The organism is uncultured Spongiibacter sp., assembly GCF_964011655.1.
In the GTDB taxonomy this organism is placed as follows: Bacteria; Pseudomonadota; Gammaproteobacteria; order Pseudomonadales; family Spongiibacteraceae; genus Spongiibacter; species Spongiibacter marinus.
Genome location: NZ_CAXGPO010000002.1, coordinates 155,737 through 179,038 on the forward strand (window position 1 = coordinate 155,737; position 23,302 = coordinate 179,038).

Sequence of the window (23,302 nt, forward strand, 5' to 3'; positions counted from 1 at the left end):
GTATAAAAAGGGTGACTATTAAAGACCATCTGCCAGGGTCGGATCAATCTTCGCCAGGGTTTGTGCGAAGCTTTCACGAATTCCATCCAGGGCGGCCGGGCTGTCTGCTTCAAAGCGCAGGGAGATTGCCGGCCCGGTATTCGAGGCGCGCAATAAGCCCCAGCCATTGCGAAATTCGTAGCGCAGGCCGTCAATGTCGATAAGCTGGGCGTCGTCAAACTTGGCGTGATTCGCGAAGCTTTGCACCAGCGAGAATTTTCGCTCGTCGTCCACGGCGATCAGTATCTCCGGGCTACTGTGCAAGCTCGGGTAGCCGGCCAGTTCGTCGTCGAGGGTGGTGCCGGCCAGCGTGAGCGCTTCAAGCAGGCGCGCCGCCGCGTACATGCCATCATCAAAGCCATACCAGCGCTCTTTAAAGAAGATGTGGCCGCTGAACTCGCCGCCGAGCAGTGCATCGCTGTCGGCCATCTTACGCTTCATATGTGAGTGGCCGCATTTCCACATGGTGGGGCGGCCGCCGTGATTCACAATAAGCTGGCTGAGCAGACGGCTGCATTTTACGTCGAACAACACCTCGCAGCCGGGGTTGCGGCTCACCATGTCGTCGGCGAGCAGCATCAGTAATTCGTCGGCGCGGGGGCGTCGGCCGCTGGCGCTTACTACCGCTACGCGATCGCCGTCGCCATCAAAGGCGATGCCGATATCTGCTTGGTGCTCGCTAACCGCTGCGGCGAGAGCATCCAGGTGCTCCGGGATCGTGGGGTCGGGGTCGCGGTTGGGAAAGCTGCCGTCGATGTTGCAGAACAGCGGCACCACCTCGCAGCCCAGTTCTTCAAACAGTGGCACAACAATGTTGGCGGTGGCGCCATTGCCGGCGTCGATGACCACTTTCAAACTCTGTGCGACCACGACATCACTGCATATTCGGTCGATGTAGCGTTGCTCAATGCTGTCGTTGCTGAGTTGGCCGTCGCCACTGGCGAAATTCTGGCTTTCAATGCGTCGCGCCAAGGACTGTATGTCGTCGCTCGTGAGGCTCTGAAAATCCAACAGCATTTTCATGCCATTGTGGTCAGCGGGGTTGTGGCTGCCGGTGATCATTACGGCGCTGCCAATATTCAGGTCGTTGCAGGCGAAGTTGAGCATGGGCGTCGCGATAATGCCTAAATCGACAACATCAACGCCACTGCCTAACAGGCCTTTGAGTAAGGCTTCGCGAATGCGTGGGCTGCTGTTGCGGCCATCGCGCCCCAGCAGCATTTTGCTGTGGCCGCGCGCCTGGGCCTCGCTGCCCAGCGCCAGGCCAATTTGCACGCAGTGCGCGTCGCTAAGGTCGCGGTCGGCAATGCCGCGGATGTCATAGGCGCGAAAGCAGTTCAATGCCAAAGCCGGGCCGCTCTCTTCCGGCTCTGTATCTGTCGCTGGCTGGGGAGCAGGAGGCTCGGCGTGCGCGGCGGCTTTTTTCCGCAGTGGTGCCGCTTCGGGGAGGGGCGGGGTTAGGCTGCCTTGGGGGTTAAATGGCGCCGTACCTTGGTCGCTTTCACTGGGCTTTCGCGCAGCCAGTTTGCGGGCCAGCTGCTGCTCGAGGCTGGGTGGCGGTGACTTGGTGGCAGGGGCGGGTTGCGGCGCTGGGCTGCTTTGCTGTTGATCGGCGCGAAGAAAGAAAATGCTGTGGCTGCCGACGATGATGCCAAGGCAAAGCAAACCCGCAAGCCAAATAAGTGTACCGTCGACGCGCAGTGTCTCTAGCATTGCCGACTGCGGCAGCACATGCAATGTCCAGCCGGGCACGGGTAGGTTCCGGCTCACCATATACTCGCTAAATTGTTTTGAGTCAGCGGCAATGACGATGTCTTCTCGGTCTTTGTAGCGCTGCACCAACTCGCTGTGCACGCTGGTGCCTGCAATATTTCGCAGGATGCGCGCAAAAAATTGGCTATCAAAGCTAACGATAATGGCGCCGCGTGCATTCACTTGCTGCAGCATCGAGATGATCCACTGGCCGTCGTGGCGGTAGGCTTCTATGGTGAGCTTGCCGGTGTCAGTGGCTTTGCGCAGCATGTCTATTTCTATGTGGTTGCGCAGCCGATCCGTTTGGCTGCGCTCGTCGGCGATACCTTGATCGCCCAGCTGAATAAGCTTGGCATCTATTGCCGCAGGGAAGCTGCGTTGCAGGTCGCGCTCCTGCTGCTTAAGCCGCTGTTGATCTCCGCGGATCAGTGCCTCGGCGATGGCGGGACTTGCCGCCTGGGCGCTAACCCGCTTGCCGATTGAGTCGACAACATCGATAACGACTTTGCGCTGGTGTTCGGCGATATTGCTGGTAACACCAATAACGTTTTGATTCAGGCTGCGCGGCAGCTCGATGGTTTGGATCCAGTAGAACGCGCCGATAATCAACGCGGCGCAGACAATACCGGAGGCGAGAATATCTCTGCGCGCAGGAGAAAGTGGAAATTTAACGGCCGCTTTGGCGCTACGCTTTTTTGTCATGGGCCTGGCTGATCTTCTGCAAAAGTTGGTTTAGAACTTTCATCATGGTAGTGCATTGGGCTGCTGTCTAGCGAAAGGCGGCACAAGCGGAGAATCTTTGCCCGCCTCAGCCGTTGTGATCGCGCTTTTGCTCGGCGTATCGCGCGGCGATAAGGTCGATCAATTGTTTCGCGAGTTGGCGCTTACCCATCTGCTCCAGTTTTTGTTGTCCGCTGGGGTCGATGATCGTCACGCTGTTCTCATCAGAATTAAAGCCGATACGTGTGTCCGAGACGTCATTGGCAATAATCATATCGAGGTTCTTTTTCTCGAGTTTGCCTTTAGCGTAGTGAATAACGTCTTGCGTTTCGGCAGCGAAGCCCACCGTGAAGGGCCGCTGAGCGTGGCTGGCTACAGCGCTAACGATATCTGGGTTGCGCACCAGCTCGATATGCATCGACGTGTTCTGCTTCTTTATTTTCTGCTCTTCGATGTGGGCCGGGCGGTAGTCTGCGACTGCGGCGCAGGCGATGAAAATATCGCAACTGCCCATATTTGCAATGCTCGCCTGATACATGTCGTCGGCGCTGATGACATCTACCCGTGTCACTCGCGGCGGGCAGGGCAGCTGGGTCGGGCCGCTAATTAAGGTGACGCGGGCACCGGCGTCGGCAGCCGCCTCGGCCAGTGCGTAGCCCATTTTGCCGGAGCTGTGGTTGCTGATATAGCGAACCGGATCAATCGCTTCGCGCGTGGGGCCGGCGGTAATGCTCAGGGAAATACCGTCCAGCGCGCGGCTGTTAAATAACCCGGCTGCCAGCTCTGCCAGTTGCTCGGCTTCGAGCATGCGGCCGGGGCCAATATCGCCGCAGGCCTGTTCTCCGGCTGCGGGGCCGAACAGGGCGACACCGCGTTGGCGCAGCGTGTCGGCGTTCGCCTGGGTTGCGGGGTCGCGCCACATCCCCTGGTTCATTGCCGGGGCCAGCGCGATGGGCGCGGGTGTTGCCAGGCACAGGGTGGTCAGTAAGTCGTCGCCGCGGCCGCTTGCCAGGCGCGCCATAAAGTCGGCGCTGGCCGGCGCGACGAGGATCAAGTCCGCCCAGCGCGCCAGTTCAATGTGGCCCATACCGGCTTCGGCTTCGGAGTCGAGCAGTGCCGTGTGCACTGGGTTGCCCGACAGCGCTTGAAGGGTGAGCGGGGTAATGAACTCCATTGCGGCGGCTGTCATTACCACTCGCACATCGGCGCCGTGATCTTTGAGGCGGCGCACTAGCTCGGCGCTTTTGTAGGCGGCGATGCCACCAGTGATGCCGAGAAGGATTTGTCGATTACTGAGCTGCTTCATGCCTGGGCTCGATATTGCCAATAAAGCCGCTATTATGAACTTTCAAGGCGATTGGCACTAGGCGGAGCGTCCATAAACATCGTTTTGCTTTGCAGCATCACCAAGGAGGGTGGTATGGCAATCTGTGATTGGCCCGCGGATGAACGGCCCCGTGAAAAACTGTTGCAGCGTGGCGCCCAGGCGCTGTCCGATGCCGAGTTGCTCGCCATTTTTCTGCGAACCGGCGTACGCGGCAAATCGGCGGTTGATCTCGCACGGGAGTTGTTGGCGGAGCACGAGGGGCTGGCGGCACTGATGTCGGCCTCCCAGCAGCGCTTCTGCCAGTCAAAGGGGCTGGGTGATGCCAAGTATGTTCAGCTGCAGGCTGTGATTGAGATGTCCCGCCGCTATTTAGCTGAGGCCCTCCAGCGCGAGCAGGTGTTCGCCAGCGCGGCAGCGACCAAACAGTATTTGTGCGCCCAGTTACGCGGCGAGCGGCGTGAGGTTTTTGCGGTGCTATATCTGGACAACCAGCATGCGCTGATTGCCTATGAGCCGCTGTTTTTTGGCACGATTGACGGCGCCGCTGTCTACCCGCGGGAGATTGCCCGTCGCGCTCTGGAGCTAAATGCCGCGGCGATAATCGTTGCCCACAACCACCCCAGTGGGGTCGCCGAGCCCAGCGACGCCGATGTGCGAATCACGGCCCGCATCCGCGAGGCTGTGCAGCTGTTGGATATTCGTTTGTTAGATCACTGCATTGTGGCCGGCCCCGAGGTGATTTCCCTGGCGGAGCGCGGCCTTTTGTAAAGCGCGCTAGCTCAGGGCCATCATCGACTTCACATCAAAGCTTTGCAGCTCGTCTTCGCGGCCATCGTGCAACTTGGCGACCCAATTGGGGTCTTGCAGCAGTGCCCGGCCAACCGCGATCAGGTCGAACTCGCCGTCGCTCATGCGCTGCTCGAGTTCGTCCATGCGCTGGTGCTGGTCGCGCTCAGATGACATCCCTTTGGCTAGTGTGTCGAGGAAGTCGCCCTCAAGGCCAACCGAGCCGACGCTGATAGTGGGTTTGCCGGTCAGCTTCTTCGCCCAGCCGGCAAAATTCAGTGACGACCCCTCAAACTCCGGTTCCCAAAAGCGGCGCTGTGAACAGTGGAAAATATCGGCCCCGGCGTCGCTGAGCGCCTCAAGCCAGGCGGCCATTTCCTCGGGGGTGTCGGCGAGTCGGGCCTGATAGTCCTGTTGCTTCCACTGGGAAATTCGCAGGATCAGCGCAAAGTCTTCACCCACCGCTGCCCGCGCCGCTTTGAGAATCTCCACCGCAAAGCGGCTGCGCTCTACCAGCGTCTTGCCGCCATATTTGTCGTCGCGCTGGTTGGTCGGCCCCCAGAAGAATTCATCAATCAGGTAGCCGTGGGCGCCGTGAAACTCGGCGGCGTCGCAGCCGATTTGCTTCGCGGCGAGGGCCGCTTGGGCAAAGGCATCAATGGTGTCGGCAATGTCGCTGTCGGACATGACGCGGCCCCGGGTTTTTCCGGGTGAGGGAATCCCTGACGGGCTCTCTAGTAGCGCGTCGTCAATGCGCTCGGCGCCGCCCGCGGCCCGCATCGCGCCCACGTGCCAAAGCTGGGGGGCAAAGTGGCCACCGGCATCGTGTACCGCTTCGACAACCTGCTGCCACGCGGCGAGCTCGGCTTCGCCGTGAAAACGGGGAACCTTGGCGTCGTTGAGCGCGCCGGGGCGGCCAATGCCTGTTCCCTCGGAGATGATCAGGCCGACGCCGCCTTCGGCGCGACGCTGGTAGTAGCCGCGCATGGCATCGGAGATAATACCGCCGGGCGAGTGCGAGCGCGTCATCGGTGCCATGGCCAGGCGATTGGGTAGCCGCAATGACTTGCAGGAGAAGGGGGTAAACAGAGCGTCGCGTGACATAACTGGGTGGCCTCCACGGGGCTGATTCTCAAAATGTGTGCGGGCGCGAATTTAGTCGCGCGCGATACAAATTTGAGCTTAACACGCAACTGGCAATGGCGATAGCGGCACATCTGCACCGCAATGCTGGTTTTTTCACCAGTTTCATTGATTAGGGGGGAGGCTTCTGGTATAAAGTCGCGCTCAATTTGGGTCTGACCGCTGCGCGGTGTCAAGCGAGCCTGATTCGGGCACTGGTTTTCCCGGTGCTGCGGCCCATATTTTTTAAAGCGAAAGTTTTGAAGCAGAATTCATCGGGCTTTTTTGCGTAAAAAGCTTAAAGAGGCGAAGGAAAATCATGTCCAGAGTATGTCAAGTTACTGGTAAGCGTCCGGTAACCGGTAACAATGTATCCCACGCAAAAAACCGCACCCGTCGTCGTTTTTTGCCAAACCTGCACAGCCACCGTTTCTGGGTTGAAGCAGAAAAACGTTTCGTAACCTTGCGCGTATCTGCCAAGGGCATGCGTATCATCGACAAAAAGGGCATCGATGCAGTTCTGGCTGATCTGCGCGCCCGTGGCGAAAAATACTAAGGAGAACCATCATGGCGAAGAAAGGCGCTAGCGATAAAATCCGTCTGGTCTCCAGCGCGGGCACTGGTCACTTCTACACGACCACTAAAAACAAGCGTAACACTCCGGACAAGTTCGAATTTAAAAAATACGACCCGGTTGTTCGCAAGCACGTGATCTACAAAGAAGCCAAAATCAAGTAAGGCCTCTTCGCGAGATTGCAAAAAGCCGCGCTGGTCGCGGCTTTTTTTATGCCTGACGTTTTTGCCTCAGACTTTTGCAATAATACTGGCTTTGGCCACACCCAGATTAGCAACACAAGGATGCTGAATGACGCCACTACACTTTGAAGAGCTGCTCAACCTGGACGGCAAAAGTGTGGTGCTCGTGCCCAGTGATGCCAGTGCCCGCCAGTTACGGGAGCGCATTGCGGTGGCGCGGGGCGAGCACGATCAGGCCTTTTTGGAAACCATGAGCGTTGTTCCTGTTGCGCAGTGGTTGGCTGAACTGTGGGACGAGAGCCTGCCCAGTCGCCAGGTGTTGCGGCCCATTCAGCTGTTGGCAATCGCGCAGAAGATCATCGAAAGCAGCGAGTTCTTCCCAGCCAACTGTCTCAATAGCCTCGCCATTGTTCGCCAGTTTGTCGATGCTTTCCAAATTCACGCCGCCTACTGCCTTGGCAGTAACCGTGAAGACTACCTGTTTTCCGCCGAGTACCAGGCTTTTTTCCATTGGCGCAGCGCCATGCAGGAGGCGCTGGACGAGCTGGACGCGATGAGTGCGGAGCAGTTACCAGCAGCGCTGAGTGCCGCGTTACCCGAGGGGCTATTGCAGTTGCCGGCGCGTTTAGTTCTCTCGCCCTTGCTGCATTTAACACCCGCCACGCACGCATTTGTCGAGCAGTGTCGCGCGCAGGGTGTGCAGTGTTTTCAGCTCTACGACACGCCGCCTGATGCAGTGCCGAGCTTGTGCGGCGCGACCCAGCTTGAGCAAGAGTGCGACGCCATTGCCAATTGGTTGGCCGGGCAGCTATCGCAGCAGCCCGAGGCGAATCTGGCGGTGTTGGTCGCCGACATGAATAATTACCGCGCCCCGCTTGAGCGCGCCCTGCAACGCCGGGTATTTCCGCAGTCGCTCTATGTCGAGGGCGAGGCGCAGGAAGCGCCCTGGGCCTTTGAGGGCAGCGAGAGCCTATATGCGTATCCACTCATTCGGGCGGCTTGGGATGTGATCTCTCTGCGTCAGGGCGCACTGCCCTTGGAGCAGCTGAGTCGCGTGTTGCGCAGCCGCTTTGTGGCGGACTGGCCAGCCATGCGCCAGCCGCGCGCGCAGTATGATCGTTTCTGTCGCGACCGCTTAGCGGTGCAATGTCAGCTTGGCGACATGCTGGCCTTGGCGCCGTACTTTGGCGAGGACGCCGGGGTCGATGTTTTGCAGGCCTTGCACTCTCACATTAGCGCGCAGCCGTCGCGGCAGCTGCCCTCGGCCTGGGTGCGCAGTTTCGACCAAATGCTGTTGGCGGCGGGGTGGCCGAATGCTGACAGCGATGACCCCGTGGTTGCAGACTGTCGCCGCGGTTTTAGCCAGGCCATGGATGTGTTTCGCGCCTTGGACCGCCAGTTGGGGGAGGTTGCTCATAGCGATGCCCTGCACTGGCTGCAGCATATTCTGACCACCAAGCGCTTCGCCGTCAGCCGGCGAAGCCCGGCCCGCATACGGGTCTTGCAGTACGAGGAGGCACTCGGCCTGCACTTCGACGGCGCCTGGATCGCTGGGCTCGATGATGCAGCCCTGCCGCGCCGCGCTGAACCGTCACCGTTTTTACCGCTGCACCTGCAGCGCCAGGCGCAGGTTGATGGCTGTGAGCCCGGTTTGTGTTTGCAGCGCGATCGCGCCCTGCTTGCAGAAATATTGCGCAGCGCCCCGGTGTTGATGTGCAGCTATGCAGGCGAAGACCCCAGCGGCACACCCCGGGCGCCCTGTAGTTTGCTGCCGGCGATGGCCGCGGCAGAGGCGGCCGATGGGGAGTTGCCGGTTCGCTGTCAGGGGCAGTTAACACATCCGCAGTCAGATGCGGTACGCCCGGTGGCCCCGGAGCAGCGGGCGCGGTTGCGCGGCGGCAGTGGTTTGTTTAAAGAATACGCTCAGAGCCCCTTTCTGGCCTTTTTAAAATACCGTTTGCGCCTCAAGGAATTTCCTCGGCCCGCGGAGGGGCTGGATCATCGCCTGCAGGGGATTTTGGTTCACGACAGTCTGGAAAAAGTGTGGCAGCGCTTGGGGGGCAAGGCCGCGCTGGACGCACTGGACTTTGCCGGGATAGAGCGGCTGGTGGCGCAGTGTGTGGACGAGGCCTTGCAGGGCTCGGAAATCAACCCGCAACGCTTTGGCGAGTCGCTGATGCAACTTGAAAAGACGCGCGTGGTGGCACTGATTAGCCATTGGCTGGAATACAAGGAGAAAGCGCGCCTGCAGGACTTTGAGGTCGTTGCCCTGGAAACAGCAATGGATACCCAGTTAATGGGAATTCCGCTAAAACTTCGCATCGACCGCATTGATCGCATCGGCGACAAGCGCCTTGTTATCGATTACAAAACCGGCAGCATCGATGGCAAGGCGCTCAATAGTGACTCGTTGACTGAGCCGCAACTGCCTATTTATGCGCTGGCCGCGAGCGAAGACAGCCCCGTCGATGGGGTGATGCTGGCCCAGCTGCGCAGCCCCGACGACTTGAAAGTGCATATGCGCAGCAACTGGGCCAACAGTGTTATTGCCAAAAAGGCCCACGGCAATGATGTCGAAAGCCCCGATAAGTGGCAGGCCGAACTTCGTGCCTGGGAGGGCGCCCTGCAAAGCATGGCGGAGGGCATTTTGGCGGGCAATATCGCCCACGACTACAGCACGCAATTGGATCGCAGCTTTAGTGCGTACCTGCTGCCGCTACTGCGCGATAGCGCCACTTCGGAGGACGAATAATGAGCGAACTACTCAGTCCTCCCGATCAATCCCAGCGCGAGCAGGCAGTTGATCCCGCTCGTTCGGTGCTGCTCAGTGCGCCCGCAGGCTCGGGAAAAACCGGCGTGCTGCTGTTGCGTTATCTGCGCTGCCTGCTCTGTGTGGAACGCCCAGAGCAAGTGGTGGCCATCACCTTCACCAATAAAGCGGCGGGCGAGATTAAAGAGCGGGTGATGGCGGCTTTGCAGTCGGCAGAGGCAATGCCGATCAACAGTGTGTTCGACCGCGATATTCGCGACGCCGTATTGGCGGTGCGTGAGCACCAGGCCCGCTTGGGCTGGAACCTGCTGGAAAATAGCGCCCGCCTGCGTATTGCCACCTTCGACAGCTTTTGTGGCAGCCTGGTGCGGCGCTTGCCACTGCTGTCAGGCTTGGGCGCCGCCGCCCCGGTTAGCGACAGCGAGGCGCTTTACCGCGAGGCAATTCTGGAGCTATTTCGTCAACTCGACGACCCACAGTGTCCGGCGCCGCTGCGCGAGGCGCTGGAGAGTTTGCTGCGCTACGGCAGCAATCGCATCGAAACCTTGCAACCGCTGCTGTCGGCCCTGTTGGCCAAGCGCGACCAATGGCAGGAAGATATCCTCAGCGCTGACCTCGATGTGATGGACGAGGCACTAACGGCATTGGTGAGCGAGGCGTTTGAGCGCCACTGGACGCCGCTTCAGCATTTTGGCATCGACGAGCTGTTTGCCGCCTACCGGGAGTCGTCCGGTAGCTGCGATGCACACAGTTGGGCGGCGCAGCTGCCCCAGCCGGAGGCGATTACCGTAACGGATCTGCCGGTGTTGGCGGAGATGGGCCGCAGTATTTGCAAAGGCAGCGGTGAGCTCTATAAGCCGGGATCGGTGCAGCACGCCAAATTTAAAAAGGGCCAGCCGGGAACCGAACAGGCAAAAGACTGGTTGACGCGCGCTCAGGAAAGCGAACCGGAGGCGCTGGCGGCGCACTGGCAGGCGCTGGCAACGCTGCCACCTGCTACCTTACCCGACGGTTCCCGCGAGCTGGTGGGGCATTTTTGCGTGGCGCTGCGCTACCTGCTGGCGCAGCTGCGGCTGGTGTTTGAACAGCGCGGCGGCGTCGACTTTGGTGAAATTGCCCTGCGCGCCATTCATGCCCTTCGCACCGGAAGTGCAGGGGAGGTCAGTGACGCCATGCTGGTCGAGGATCGCATTGAGCACATCCTTGTCGATGAAATGCAGGATACCTCGGTCAGTCAAATCGAACTGCTCAAGGCGCTGTGCCAGGACTGGGCACCGGATGACGGGCGCTCGGTATTCTTCTGCGGCGACTTACAGCAATCCATCTACGCCTTTCGGGGCAGCTTAGTCAGCCTGTTTGATGACCTGCGCCAGTCCGCCGGCTTTGCGGGAAAATCCCTCGACTTGCTGCAGCTGCGCGCTAACTTCCGATCATCGCCGACCCTGGTCAACTGGGTTAACAGCTGTTTTCGCGGCTTGTTTGCCGAGCGTGACAGTGCCTATGTAGAAGCGCTGCCACAGCGGCAAAATCTCGGACGACTGCAGGTTCACCCCATTGCGGTGGCTAAAGATGTCGATGCCAGCGCCAGTGCCGCCCGCCGCGAGGCAGAGGACGTGGTGGGAATTATCCAGTGTGTGCAGCGGGAAACGCCCGAGGCGAGTATCGCTATCCTGGTGCGCGGCCGCAGTCACTTACGGGAGATTACCCCAGCTCTCAAAGCCGCCAATATTGCCTTTTCTGGTCAGGATATCGACAGCCTGGCGCAATTGCCGGCGGTAATGGATCTGCTGTCTATGCTGCGGGCGCTGTGGCACGACGCCGATGAGGTTGCCTGGTCAGGCCTGTTGCGAGCGCCCTTCGTGGGCCTGAGCTGGGACGATCTATTGTGCCTGCGCGAAACCGAAATGCCTCTGCGCGACGCCCTCTACGCCAGTGCCGAGAACACCGCGCTCAGTGACGAGGGGCGGCGCGTTTGCACACGCCTCGTCGAGGCCCTGAATTGGCTGGACTCGCGGCCGGAGAGTCGCGACCTGCGCTGGGCACTGCGCAGCCTTTGGCACCGCTTGGGCGGACCGGCCTGTATTGCGCCGCACCAGCAAGCTGATATCGACCGTGTGCTTGCGGTGCTCGACGAGCACGCGCCCTCGGGTATTCTCGAAGACATCGCGGCCTTTGAATCGTCGCTGGCACGGTTGTTCGCCGCGCCGCCGAGCAGCCGCGTGGAGTTGATGACCATTCACAAATCCAAGGGTCTGGAGTTTGATGTGGTGATCCTGCCGGGCCTGGGCAATCGCGGCCGCAATGATGACCGGCCACTGTTGGCCTGGCAGCGCCTGCAACAGCACATGCTGTTTGCCCCCAAGCCGCAGCGCAGTGGCGGTGATGAGCAGCGGCTTTACGACTACCTGTGTGGCGTGCAGAAGCAGGCGCTTAGTGAAGAGTTGGATCGCCTGCTCTATGTGGCACTCACCCGCGCGAAGGTGGAACTGCACCTGTTTGGCGTGGCGAAAATGAACAGTAAAGACGACCTCAAGCCCGATGCGGCAAGTTTTCTGGCGCGGCTATGGCCGGTGGTGTCGGCTGACTTCGAAGCCGCCGAGCTGCTGCAGGACGGCGATGAAGCGTCGCCGCTGCGAGTGCCGCTGGCACCGAGGTTACGCGACTTTTCTGTGACACTGCAGCCGCCCTGGCAGGCGGAGGTGTACCCGGAGTCGCCGCTGCAACGGGTGCAGCGCCAGACCGAAAACGCGGTGCTTGAAGACAATATTGAAGAGCGCGCAGTCGGTATTGTGTTCCACGAATTAATGGAGCGGCTGGGGCGCCAGCAAACGAGCCGGGTGCTGATAGATGACCGCGCCAGATTGGTCGGCGCATTGCGACAGCGGTTGCGCCATCATTGCCACCCCGAGCCGGGCCTGGAAGACAGTCTGGCACGAGTGCTGCACTTACTCGACAACACACTGGCCTGTGAGCAGGGGCAGTGGATTCTGCAAAGTTACGACTGGCAGGCCAGTGAACAAACCATTCGTCGCTTGATGGCAGGACAGTGGCAAACACTCATTCTCGATCGCGCGTTTATCGACAATCGCGGCGAGCAACCGCGCTGTTGGATTATCGATTATAAAACGGCTGAGGCACGGGGCTCTCTGGAGACCTTTCTGGCGGCCCAGCGTGAGCGCTACAGCAATAAAATGCAGATATACCGAGAGGCCTTGCAGGCAACTGGGTTAGAATGTCCGATTTCGTCGGCGCTGTATTTTCCTGCTCATCAGCGCCTGCTTTGTTTGGATGGACAAGATGATTAAATTCTCTGGCTTGGGCAGCCTGGTGTTAACGGGCATTCTGGCAGCCAGTTTGTCGGCATGCAGCTCAATGGTAGACCGCCAGCAGGTGGAATTTGAGGGTGCCAGCCTTGCCGGCACGCCCGCCGTGGAGTCTCGGGGTGACGTTCGTTCCGCGCCGGCAGATGGCGGCGGCCTGACTACCGCGCAGGCGCGCAAAGCCCTGCTGGGTAAGTGGTATGGCATTGCCAATAGCAAAACCGGTATTCGCAAAGAGTGGTTAGTAGAGCGAGCCGAAGATGGCACCTACCGCACAGACTTTCGCAGCACGCACCCCGACGGTCGGGTAGAGAGCCAGGCCGAGGTGGGCTTTTGGGGCGTTTCGGGGGATGTGTACTTTCGTATTTTTCGCGGCTGGGTGATGGTTGACGGTATGAAGCTGGCCAATGCGAAGAACCCGTCGCACTACGACGCCTACCGCATCGATCACCTGAGTAGCGAATTGATGCGCTACCAACATGTGGACAACGGCCGCCGCTATATTATGAAGCGCATGCCGGAAAACTTCCGATTGCCGGTGGTGTTGGAACAGAAAAACACCGCGCCGCTGAAGTTCGAGTTTTAGCCAAACCGTCAGGCGATTGGCAGAGCGCGCTTTGGCAAGCTAAAATCGCCGACCTTAATTTAACCAACACGCGGAGCTGCGTAATGGGCAGAGCCTACCAAAACCGAAAAGAGTCTATGGCCAAGACGGCCGCCGCCAAAACCAAGGTCTACAGCAAGTATGGCCGCGAAATATACGTGGTGGCGAAGTCGGGAGGGGCAGACCCCGATGCCAACCTGGCTCTGCGCAGTTTGTTGGACCGCGCAAAGAAAGACCAAGTCCCCAGCCACGTTATCAAAAATGCCCTGGATAAAGCGCAGGGCGGTGCCGGCGAAGACTTCTCCCCTGCGCGCTACGAGGGCTTTGGCCCCGGTAACTGCATGGTGATTGTGGATTGTTTAACCGACAACCCAAACCGTACCTTTGGCGATGTGCGCCTGGCGTTTACCAAAACCAACTGCAAGATCGGTACTCAGGGCAGTGTCAGCCACATGTTTGACCACTCTGCGATCTTTGTTTTTGACGGTGACGACGAAGAGGCGGTGTTGGAGGCGCTAATGATGGCTGACGTGGACGTCAGCGATATTGAGTGCGAAGACGGCAAAATCAGTGTGTTTGCGCCGCATACGGAATTCTTTAAGACCAAACAGGCACTGCAAGAAACGTTTGAGGGCATCGATTTTGATGTCGAAGAAATTCAGTTTTTGCCCCAAACCACCGCGCCGATCAGCCAAGACGATATGCCCATGTTTGAAAAATTCATGGACATGCTCAACGAGCTGGACGATGTGCAAAATATCTACCACAGCGCCGAGCTGCCGGCTGACTAATCAGCCTGTAGGCGCAGTACCTGCACCTCGCTGCTAGTAATATCGGCGAGCGTGTAGGGTGCCAGGCTTTCCAGGAAGGCGCCCACGGCGTTGCCCAGCAGTCCTTGTAAGGCGCAGTTGCCCATAATCCTGCAGGGCTGCTCGGCACAGTTGATCGGCTGCAAAGTAGTTTCAAACTCTTTTACGATGTCCAGCAGCGCGATGTCCTCAGGGGCCTTAGCCAAACTCAGACCACCACCTTTCCCCCGCACAGATTCAACCTCACCCCTGCGCACCAGTTGCATGATGACCTTCGATACATGGTTCGGTGAAATGCTGTAAAAGTCGCAAATATCCTGAATCGTAACGCGCTGCCCCGGCGGCTGCCCCGCCAAAAATATCAGGCTGCGAAAGGCGTAGTCCGTATGTTTACTTAATTTCATCTATCAGCCCTTTACCTGACACTGAAGTCGTGGCTATTATAGCGCCTCAAAACATGCATTTATTATGCATCTTTAATCGGAGAGAGATAATGACAACATTATATGAGCGCATAGGTGGCGAAGCAGCGGTAGACAAGGCCGTGGATATTTTTTACGAAAAGGTGCTGGCAGATGAGCGCATCAATAGCTTCTTTGAAAATATTGATATGTTCGCCCAGGCCCGCAAGCAGAAAGCCTTCTTAACCATGGTGTTTGGTGGCCCCAATGATTACACCGGTGAGGACATGCGCAACGCACACGCCGGTATGGGCTTGAACGATGAGCACTTCAACGCCGTTGTTGAAGACTTGGCCGCCACGCTGTCAGAGCTGGGCGTGGGCGACGGTGATATTCAGGAAGTGGCCAATATTGCGGAAAGTGTGCGCGACGACGTACTGAACCGCTAATTAAAGCCGGGCCAGGGAAGAAAACACCACGCTTAGCAGTTCCGACTGTTTGCCCACGCCCAGCTTTTGGTAGCTGGATTTAATGTGGCTGCGCACGGTGCTTTCTTTCACCCCCAGTTGCTGGGCAATGGCTGCCGCTGAGCAGCCGTCTGCCAGGCCTTGAATAACGCTGGCCTCGCTAGCGGTAAGGCCGAATAGCTTGCGCAAGCCCTGGTGGCTCAATTGACTGCGCAAGGTGTTGGGTTTGAGCTGCAGCAGTGCGCCAAGCTCCTGGTAACCGGGCCGTATCGACGGAATCAGCCAGGGTTCCACACTCATTTGATAGCCATTGTCGCTGTCGCCAATTCGGGCAAAGCGGCGCGCTTGGCGTTGCTTATTGTCGGTAAACGCCATCAAGTCATTGAAAAGTTGCGCGGCGTGACGATCCAGCTGTGGGTGGTTGAAACGCAGTTGACGACCGCGATGCAGGGCAATGCCACGTTTCAGTAGCGCTTCTGCCATGCTGTTGTGAGACAGCAGTTCGCCCCTTGGGCTGAGCAAGAAGGCCGCGCTATCGACAATTCGTCCTACCGCCTCCAGGCCCATGCGGGTAATTTCGCCATCGATATTGCGCTTGTGAATGGCCAGCGCGTTCTGAATATGGGGGACAAAGGCATCCAGAGAGGTCAGCTCGTCGCGACTAAAGGGCTGGTGACTGTGGCTGCGTTGCAGGGTAACGCGAAACGCCCGCCCCTGACTTGGGTCTTCTATATAAGCGCCGCAAGCATGGCGAACATCGGCGGGGCGTGCATAGTCGGCGTAGAATTCAGACGCTAGCAAGGCTTTGTCCGACAGTTCCTGACTGCCGTGAAATTTTTTCGGCGGGCGTTTAATCAGCTCGGCCGACCAGACATCCCGCTTGAGGTAGTAATCGATATAGCTTTGCATATCGCTCTCGTCGATATGCCGGTTCAGCATAACGTCGCCGTTTTTTTCCTGCGTGTTTTCCAGCATTAAGGTGGTAGAGCGGGTGGGAATGTCCGATTCCAGCAGTGAGAAAAAGGCTAGCCAGCCGTCTGCCTGATCCGCGTGGCGATAGAGCTCTCCAATGAGCTGCGACAGTCTGTCGTTGTCCATGTATTTTTCATTGCGCCGGTGCATCCCTGGCAGTGAACAGCGACTCCTTTCGCCGTCCCCAATTTTGGGGAGGTAGAGCCTCGACTATATAGTTAGTCTTGGCGCTGGGCAAACCCGTCCCGCCACATTCACTGCTTGTTAGGTCGGCAGTGAGTGTCTGCGGCGAGAAGTGTGTCGCTTGCGAATGTCACAAGGACTTCGCCGTGGAACCGGGCCGGCCAGGAAGTTCGCCCATGGGAAGGGATGCCCACTTATTAGTTTTAACAGGCCCTAAGGCGGTGATTGCGGCTATATCGAGATGCTGCGCCCGCCATCAACGGCAATAATCTGGCCGTTGATATAGCTATCGCTTTGGAGCAAAAACCAGACTGTGCCGGCAATATCTGTGGCGCTCCCCCAACGCTGCAATGGCACGCGCTCACTCACATTTCGCTGTTCGATCTCACCAAAGGCATCGCTGGCTACCGGCGGCAATATTGCGCCGGGGGCAATGCCATTCACGCGCACGTCCGGTGCCAGCTCCACCGCCAGTGATCGCGTCATCATTGCCAAGCCAGCCTTAGCAATACTGTAGACCGGGTGGCCCTGCAGGGGTTTGTCGCCGTAGATATCGACAATATTCACAATGGCGCCGCGGTGCTTGCGCAGCGCCGGAACCAGCGCCTGGCTGAGAAAGAATGCGCCTTTGACATTGCTACCCAGCAGACTGTCCCAGTCGGCCTCGCTTACCTCGCCCAGCGCCGTCGGGTAAAACCCAGAAGCATTGTTGACTAAGGCATCCAGCCGCTGCCATTGCGCGAGGGCGTCGCTGGCCAGGCGCTCCACGTCGGCGATCTTTTCCAGATCGGCGTACAGCATAACGGCCGAGTCGCTTCGCTGCTGATTGAGTTCTTCGAGCAGGGCCGTGCCAGCGGGGCTTTCGCGGCGACAGTGAATAATCACGCGGTAGCCCTGCGCGTGCAGTTTGCGACAAATGGTTGCGCCTATGCGCTGACTGGCACCGGTAATCAGTGCGACGGGGGGCGGGTTCATAAGCTCTCCGGCGGGGTTGGCGCGGAATTATCGCAAGTCACGGCGCGCTTTATAAGGATTTTGTTGCGGAATCTCCACTGTGTATTTGCGCCGTGCGGATGTCGCGCTATGCTCAGCGTTTTCCCATTGCGAGTATTGATCATGTTTGAGTGGATCGCGAGCCCCGAGGCCTGGGTTGCCCTGGCATCACTCGTTGCACTGGAGATCGTGCTGGGTATCGACAATATTATTTTTATCTCGATCCTGGTGGGTCGACTGCCGGCGGCGCAGCGTGAGAAAGCGCGCCGCCTGGGCTTGGCTCTGGCAATGTTGGCGCGCTTGGGGCTGTTGTTTAGTTTGGTTTGGATTATGGGCCTGATTGAGCCCTTGTTTGTGGCGTTCGGGCAAGAGATATCGGGGCGCGATATCATTCTGGTGGTCGGCGGCTTATTTCTGCTGGCGAAGTCCACCCACGAGATTCATGCAAGTCTGGAGATTACCGACGAAACCAGCACGGCGCCGGTGTCGGCCAGTTTTGCGTCGGTGATGGTGCAGATCGCGATGCTGGATATGGTGTTCTCGCTGGACTCGGTGATCACCGCCGTGGGCCTGGTCGACCACATTTCCGTGATGGTGATCGCCATTGTGGTGTCGGTGGCGGTAATGCTGTTTGCGGCAAAACCCATCGGCAATTTTGTCGACAGTCACCCCACTATCAAAATGCTCGCCCTGTCATTTTTGCTGATGATTGGCCTGACGCTGATGGCCGAGGGCCTCGATGTTCACGTTCCCAAAGGCTATATCTATTTTGCGATGGCGTTTTCCTTTGCAGTGGAAATACTCAATATTCGCGTGCGCAAACGCAGCCAGATCGCCTTGAGCAAGCGCCTGAGCGAATAGCTGCCGGCGGGGCGGGCCTGCGACAATTGGTCGCATTTCGGCAAACCCTGTAGATAACTAGAATGTTCGCCTTTTTACGCACTTGGGGCGAACTATGTCATCTCGTTTACCTGCCGGCCTACTGACACTGCTGGCGGCGCTATCTAGTCAATGGGCGGCGGCGGAGCACAGCAAGCTCGAAACCGTATTGGTTACCGCCACTCGCGAGGCGCGTCAGCTACAGGATGTCGCCGCCAGCGTTGGTGTCCTTGGTCAAGACGAGTTGGAAGCGGTAAACCCCGGCCACTCGGCCGAGCTATTAAATCGCATTCCGGGTGTCAATATTGTTCAGCTGGGCTCCAGTGGCGAGGGCGCTGCGGCGGCGATCCGTCAGCCTGTGTCGTACGGCCCGGTTTACCTCTATTTGGAGAACGGCGTGCCCACTCGCAGCGCGGGCTTCTTCAATCACAATGCCCTGTATGAGGTGAACACCGCACTGGGTAACGGTGTGGAGGTGATCAAGGGGCCGGGGTCGGCGCTTTATGGCTCCGATGCAATAGGCGCCGTCATCAACAGCCTGGTGGGACAGCCGCCGTCGCAAGACCGGGCGAGTGTGAGTGTGGAGGCGGGCGAGCACGACTGGCTGCGCGCGCAGTTGCGCACGGCCAGTGTAGGCGACGAGAACAGCTACACCCTCAGCGCCTCGCTGAGCCACAACGGCGGCTGGCGCGACAACACCGATAGCGAGCGTCAGGAGTTGGTGGCGTCGTGGTATCGTCAGCTCGGCGAGCGTTGGACGGTGAACACCGTGGCCAGTGGCAGCGTGATCAATATGGCGACCGGCGGTTCGGGGCTGCGCTACGATGACTTTCGCAACGACCCGCAGCAGGCGGGAAACACCATCGGCTTTCGCGACGTAAAGGCCTTCCGTCTCTCCAGCGCTTTTGAAAAAACGACGCATAAGGGCCTGTTGAGCCTGACACCCTATCTGCGCAGCAACCAGTTGGACTATATCGCGACGTGGACGCTGAACACCGGTCGCGTGCAGCCACCACCGCCGTGGTGCCCCAGTTGCCCCGCGGCGCTGGATTCGCAGGACGCGCATATCAACCAGAGTGGCCACGACTCTCTCGGCCTGCTCGCCAAGTTTCGGCGCGACTTTGCCGAAAGCAGTTTCTACATTGCCGGGGTGGATATCGATGTCAGTCGCGGCGACACCCGCCAGGACTATATCGAGCGCAGCGACAACGATCCCGGTAATTACTGGCAGAGTTATCGTCGCGCCGGCAGGCTCTATGATTTTACGGTCGACTTCACCTCGGTATCGCCCTATGTGCATATAGAGCACCAGCTCTCTTCACGCCTGCGCGCCACGGCGGGGCTGCGTTACGACGCCATTCGCTATGACTACCGCGACCATTTATCCGGCCCGGACACGCCGCTTCATTTGCGCCCCCGTGACCAGGCCATCGACTTTGAACACCTGAGCCCGAAACTGGGGCTGATCTACGACATCAACGAGCGCCTAAACGCCTATCTGGCCTACCGCCATGCCTTTCGTATTCCCTCGGCCGGGCAGCTCTTTCGCAGCGGCAGTACGCAGGACTCAACCGCTCTGGAGCCGGTGAAAGCCGACAGTATTGAAGTGGGGCTGCGAGGGGAGTGGGGGCATCGCGGCAGCTTTGAAATCAGCCTTTACGATATGCGCAAGGAAGACGATATCCTCAGTATTCAAGACACCGGCACGGGCGCGCGACGCAATACCAACGCCGGTGAAACCCGCCACCGCGGTATTGAACTGGGTGTGGCTCAGCGCCTGGGCAGCAGCCTGGACGTGAGCGTGGCATACAGCCGCAACCAACATGAATATCGCGACTGGGTCGACCGCAGTGGCGACTTCAGCGGCAACGACATGCCCGATGCCCCGCGCAGCTTCGCCAATATCCGGCTCAACTATCACCCGCTGGCGCTCAAGGGCGGCTATCTGGAAGTGGAGTGGTCCCATCAGGGCCCGCACTGGTTGGATGAGGCCAACGGGGACGACGGCAATGCCAATGACCGCGACCGCTACAAGGGCCATGCGCTGTTAAATCTGCGCGCAGAATACCCGCTCAGTGACACCCTGAGCGTGTATGGCCGCGTGCTCAACGTCGACGACCGTCGCTACGCGGAAACCACCAGCAAGTGGGGGCCGAGCTATACACCTGGACGCCCCCGCACAGCGATACTCGGTGTGAAGGTGGACTGGTAATGGCGAGGACACGCACCGCGCTGGTCGGCCTGCTGCTGCGCTGGCACATGCGGCTGGGGGCGCTGGTCTCCGTCGGTATTATTGCCTGGGGGTTGAGTGGTCTCGCCCACCCCATTATTTCTCGCCTGCAGCCGGTGGCCGATCAACATCGCTACCCCCTGAATGCAATGTCGGGTAGCGAACTACTGAGTCCGGCCGAGGCCTTGCAGCGCGCCGGTATTGCCGCGCCCGTTACGGCGCTGCGACTGGTTGACTGGGGCCAGGGCGCGCAGTATCGCGTGGCCCTCGCGGGGCAGGTTTTGTGGCTCGACGCCCGCAGCGCCGAACTGCTGCCGCACGCCGAACAGGCCTATGCTACGCAGCTGGCACGGCACTTTAGCGGCGACCAGGCCAGCCCGGTGGCGAAGCTGACGGAGCAGCGGCAGTTCAGTGAAGACTATCTGTTTATCAATCGCTTGCTGCCGGTGCAGCGCGTTGCCTTTGCGCGCGATGACGTACTGCGGGTGTATGTCGACACTGCCAGCGGGCGTCTGGCCGCGATGGTCGATGCCAATAAGGCGGCGGGGTCGGCGCTGTTTCGCAATCTGCACAACTGGGTGTTTATCCCCAATGAGCAACTGCGACACGGGGCGATGCTGGTGTTTCTGTTCGGCGGTATTGTCGTCGGTGTAATGGGCGCTGGCCAATATGTTATGCAGGCGAGGTCCGGCCGCGGTTGGCGCAAGGGCAGCGCGGCGCGAACCTGGCATCGTCGCCTGGGCATCGTGGTGGCTTTAACAACGGTGACCTTCAGCGTCAGTGGCGCATGGCACCTGCTGCAAAAACACAATCCGGCGCCGAGCCGCGCAACGCCGAGCGTCGCCTTTTCACCCAGTGAATTGTCGCTGGACTGGGGCCCGCTGGGCGATGGCATCCGCCAGGCCGAATTGGTTGCGGTGCAGGGCCAGCCCTATTTTCGCGTATGGCAGTCCGGTGAACTCGGCTATGTGCATGCTGCCAGCAGTCAGATGCTAGCCGGTGGTGAAGCGCAGCACGCCCGAGAGCTTGCCCGCTATTATTCCGGCAATGCCGAATTGGGCGAGGCAGTGTGGATTACACGCTTTGAAGGCGAGTATGGCTTCATCAATAAGCGCCTGCCGGTAGTGGCTTTCGAGAATCTGCAAAATGGCGATCGCTATTATGTTGAGCCTCGCAGCGGCGTGTTGGCCGCCCATGTTCGCGATAGCGACCGGGCCGAAGGCTGGAGCTTTGCGTGGCTACATAAATGGCATTTTCTCGACGGCTTGGGGCGCGATGCACGCGATGCGGTGGCGGCGCTTTTCGCCTTGGGCATTGCCGCCAGTTTTGCGCTCGGCGTCTTCCTGTACTGCCGGCGACTGCGTCAGGGCAAGCCGGGCTGATGCTACCCGGCCGCCCGAGTGCGGCGCTATACTCACGCTTTTGTTTGTGAGGCCTACCCGTGACTCCGGCTATTGAACTCGCACGCAAGGCGGGTATTCGCCATTGCGTTCACGAATATCAACACGACCCCAGTGCCGCATCGTATGGCTTAGAAGCGGCGGACAAGCTGGGTTTACCGCCCGAGCGGGTGTTTAAAACGCTGGTGGCCGCGCTCGCCACCGGCGAATTGGTGGTCGCCGTGGTGCCTGTTGCCGCCATGTTGAACATGAAAAAACTGGCCAAGGCAGCCGGGGCTAAAAAGGCGGCGATGGCGGAGGCGAAAGCGGTGGAGCGCAGTTCCGGTTACGTACTCGGTGGGGTAAGCCCGCTGGGGCAGAAAAAAGCGCTGCGCAGTTTTGTCGACGAGTCTGCCGCAGATTTACCGTCCATATACATCAGTGCCGGGCGTCGGGGGTTAGAAATCGAGTTGGCCGCCGACGACCTGCTGTCACTCTGCCGAGGGTGTTACGCGCCCCTCTGCTGAGGCCGGCGGCGCAAGGCAAAAGCGCGTTACCAAATTCTGAATTAACGCCACGGTGGGCTGTATCTGGTCGTGAGCAATAAATTCATCGGGCTGGTGGGCCTGGTCGATAGAGCCGGGCCCCATGACGATGGTTTGCAAACCCAGCTGCTGGAAGAACGGCGCTTCAGTTGCGAAGTTGACCACATCGGCGCTCTGCCCCGTGAGTTGTTCCGCAACCTTCACCAGCTCCGAGTCCGCAGGCTGTTCAAAGGCATCTACTCCGCCGATCAGTGAGCGCAAACCAATATTGATTTTGCGGCGCTCTGCAATGGGACTGAGGTGTTGCTGAATGCGTTGGCGAACCTCGTCGGTATCCATGCCGGGAATTGCGCGAATATCAAAATGCAGCTCGCATTGCCCGCAAATACGGTTGGGGTTGTCGCCGCCGTGAATGCAGCCCAGGTTCATGGTGGGTGTGGGTACCGCGAAGCCGGGGTGGTGGTATTTCTCTTGCAGCTCGCCGCGCAGGTTTAGCAGTTCGCCAATCACTTCGTGCATGGCCTCCAGGGCGCTGTTGCCCAATAGCGGGTTCGAGCTATGGCCGCTGCGCCCGGTAATGGTAATGCCTTCCATTAATATGCCTTTGTGCGCGCGTATCGGTTTTAGCCCGGTAGGCTCGCCCACTACCGCGTAGCGCGCCCCCGAGATATCGCTCTGCACCAGCGCGCGGGCACCGTCCATGCTGCTTTCCTCATCGGCGGTTGCCAGAATAATCAGCGGCGCTTTGAAGTCGTGGCTCAGCAAGCTACTTACGGCCTCAATCACCAGGGCAAAGAAGCCCTTCATATCGGCGGTGCCCAAACCGTAAAAACGGTTGTCGCGATCGCTCAGTGCAAACGGGTCGGACTGCCAGCGCGCATCGTCATAGGGCACGGTGTCACTGTGCCCGGCCAGCACTAAACCGCCGCTGCCGCTGCCGTAGCTGGCGATCAGATTGGCTTTGCCCGGTGTGGCCAGCGGCATAACGCGCACCTCGAAACCGAGGGGGCGCAACCAGTTGGCCAGCTGCTCGATCACAGCTTGATTGCCCATATCCCACTTGTCGCTTGTGGCGCTGATCGACGGCAGCGCGATCAGCTCGCGAAGCATATTTACCAATGGCGGGTGTTTCATGGTGTGGTTTGCACTCAACGGCAGTAAAGCCACCATTGTAGGCAGGAAAATGGGCAGCGAATAGGGTGTGAGGGGGGAATCGGTCCAGCCACCACTGCCCAGCGCTATGGCCTC

19 protein-coding genes are annotated in these 23,302 nt (G+C 59.3%); 12 read left to right on the forward strand and 7 right to left on the reverse strand.

From position 1 onward, the window contains the following. Positions 1 to 18 precede the first annotated feature (18 nt). Entirely contained in the window at positions 19 to 2,493 is a 2,475-nt protein-coding gene (locus tag ABNS66_RS02045) for a phosphomannomutase/phosphoglucomutase (protein WP_286695502.1), read from the reverse strand. Between the two features lie 106 nt (positions 2,494 to 2,599). Beyond that, on the reverse strand, positions 2,600 to 3,817 hold the full coding sequence (coaBC, locus tag ABNS66_RS02050; protein ID WP_286836498.1) for a bifunctional phosphopantothenoylcysteine decarboxylase/phosphopantothenate--cysteine ligase CoaBC: 1,218 nt from the start codon (positions 3,815 to 3,817) through the stop codon (positions 2,600 to 2,602). A 114-nt stretch (positions 3,818 to 3,931) separates the two neighbouring features. Between coaBC and radC the strand changes: the two genes are divergently transcribed. Beyond that, a complete protein-coding gene (gene radC / locus ABNS66_RS02055; RefSeq protein ID WP_204997121.1) occupies positions 3,932 to 4,606 on the forward strand; it encodes a DNA repair protein RadC in 675 nt (224 codons plus the stop codon). Positions 4,607 to 4,612: 6 nt separating this feature from the next. Here radC and ABNS66_RS02060 read toward each other — a convergent pair whose 3' ends face one another. Next, complete coding sequence (locus ABNS66_RS02060; protein WP_286695504.1) at positions 4,613 to 5,728, reverse strand: NADH:flavin oxidoreductase; 1,116 nt, start codon at positions 5,726 to 5,728, stop codon at positions 4,613 to 4,615. A 337-nt stretch (positions 5,729 to 6,065) separates the two neighbouring features. Between ABNS66_RS02060 and rpmB the strand changes: the two genes are divergently transcribed. The 6 genes from rpmB to ABNS66_RS02090 all read left to right on the forward strand — a co-directional run bounded on the left by rpmB (position 6,066) and on the right by ABNS66_RS02090 (position 13,987). Next, a complete protein-coding gene (gene rpmB / locus ABNS66_RS02065; protein ID WP_022959071.1) occupies positions 6,066 to 6,302 on the forward strand; it encodes a 50S ribosomal protein L28 in 237 nt (78 codons plus the stop codon). An 11-nt stretch (positions 6,303 to 6,313) separates the two neighbouring features. Then, a complete protein-coding gene (gene rpmG, locus ABNS66_RS02070; protein WP_022959072.1) occupies positions 6,314 to 6,484 on the forward strand; it encodes a 50S ribosomal protein L33 in 171 nt (56 codons plus the stop codon). Between the two features lie 127 nt (positions 6,485 to 6,611). After that, the gene (locus ABNS66_RS02075; protein ID WP_286695505.1) at positions 6,612 to 9,254 is read left to right on the forward strand and encodes a PD-(D/E)XK nuclease family protein; all 2,643 of its coding nucleotides are present in this window, start codon (positions 6,612 to 6,614) and stop codon (positions 9,252 to 9,254) included. After that, complete coding sequence (locus ABNS66_RS02080) at positions 9,254 to 12,577, forward strand: UvrD-helicase domain-containing protein (protein ID WP_286695506.1); 3,324 nt, start codon at positions 9,254 to 9,256, stop codon at positions 12,575 to 12,577. The genes ABNS66_RS02075 and ABNS66_RS02080 overlap by 1 nt, the downstream gene beginning before the upstream one ends. Beyond that, entirely contained in the window at positions 12,570 to 13,178 is a 609-nt protein-coding gene (locus ABNS66_RS02085; RefSeq protein ID WP_286836496.1) for a hypothetical protein, read from the forward strand. The genes ABNS66_RS02080 and ABNS66_RS02085 overlap by 8 nt, the downstream gene beginning before the upstream one ends. A gap of 83 nt (positions 13,179 to 13,261) precedes the next feature. Then, entirely contained in the window at positions 13,262 to 13,987 is a 726-nt protein-coding gene (locus ABNS66_RS02090; protein WP_204997129.1) for a YebC/PmpR family DNA-binding transcriptional regulator, read from the forward strand. Here ABNS66_RS02090 and ABNS66_RS02095 read toward each other — a convergent pair. Beyond that, the gene (locus tag ABNS66_RS02095) at positions 13,984 to 14,409 is read right to left on the reverse strand and encodes an Rrf2 family transcriptional regulator (protein ID WP_286836494.1); all 426 of its coding nucleotides are present in this window, start codon (positions 14,407 to 14,409) and stop codon (positions 13,984 to 13,986) included. The two genes, ABNS66_RS02090 and ABNS66_RS02095, sit on opposite strands and share 4 nt — an antisense overlap. A gap of 89 nt (positions 14,410 to 14,498) precedes the next feature. On the opposite strand from ABNS66_RS02095, the gene ABNS66_RS02100 reads away from it, so the two are divergent. Next, positions 14,499 to 14,855: a group 1 truncated hemoglobin gene (locus ABNS66_RS02100; protein WP_286695508.1), complete on the forward strand. Its 357-nt coding sequence runs from the start codon at positions 14,499 to 14,501 to the stop codon at positions 14,853 to 14,855. Here the strand turns inward: ABNS66_RS02100 and ABNS66_RS02105 are convergent, their stop codons facing one another. After that, a complete protein-coding gene (locus ABNS66_RS02105; protein ID WP_204997132.1) occupies positions 14,856 to 15,971 on the reverse strand; it encodes a LuxR C-terminal-related transcriptional regulator in 1,116 nt (371 codons plus the stop codon). Between the two features lie 288 nt (positions 15,972 to 16,259). Then, complete coding sequence (locus tag ABNS66_RS02110) at positions 16,260 to 17,003, reverse strand: pteridine reductase (protein ID WP_286836492.1); 744 nt, start codon at positions 17,001 to 17,003, stop codon at positions 16,260 to 16,262. Positions 17,004 to 17,111: 108 nt separating this feature from the next. On the opposite strand from ABNS66_RS02110, the gene ABNS66_RS02115 reads away from it, so the two are divergent. From ABNS66_RS02115 to ybaK, 4 genes are all read left to right on the forward strand, one after another. After that, positions 17,112 to 17,882: a TerC family protein gene (locus ABNS66_RS02115; protein WP_286836490.1), complete on the forward strand. Its 771-nt coding sequence runs from the start codon at positions 17,112 to 17,114 to the stop codon at positions 17,880 to 17,882. A gap of 94 nt (positions 17,883 to 17,976) precedes the next feature. Then, positions 17,977 to 20,112 (forward strand): TonB-dependent receptor, encoded by a 2,136-nt coding sequence (locus ABNS66_RS02120; RefSeq protein WP_286836488.1) that lies wholly within the window; start codon positions 17,977 to 17,979, stop codon positions 20,110 to 20,112. Beyond that, positions 20,112 to 21,512: a PepSY domain-containing protein gene (locus ABNS66_RS02125; RefSeq protein ID WP_286836487.1), complete on the forward strand. Its 1,401-nt coding sequence runs from the start codon at positions 20,112 to 20,114 to the stop codon at positions 21,510 to 21,512. The genes ABNS66_RS02120 and ABNS66_RS02125 overlap by 1 nt, the downstream gene beginning before the upstream one ends. 59 nt (positions 21,513 to 21,571) lie before the next feature. Beyond that, on the forward strand, positions 21,572 to 22,036 hold the full coding sequence (gene ybaK, locus ABNS66_RS02130; protein ID WP_204997139.1) for a Cys-tRNA(Pro) deacylase: 465 nt from the start codon (positions 21,572 to 21,574) through the stop codon (positions 22,034 to 22,036). On the opposite strand, the gene argE is transcribed toward ybaK, so the two are convergent. Continuing rightward, on the reverse strand, positions 22,001 to 23,188 hold the full coding sequence (gene argE / locus ABNS66_RS02135; protein ID WP_286836485.1) for an acetylornithine deacetylase: 1,188 nt from the start codon (positions 23,186 to 23,188) through the stop codon (positions 22,001 to 22,003). The genes ybaK and argE overlap by 36 nt on opposite strands. Positions 23,189 to 23,302: the final 114 nt, after the last annotated feature.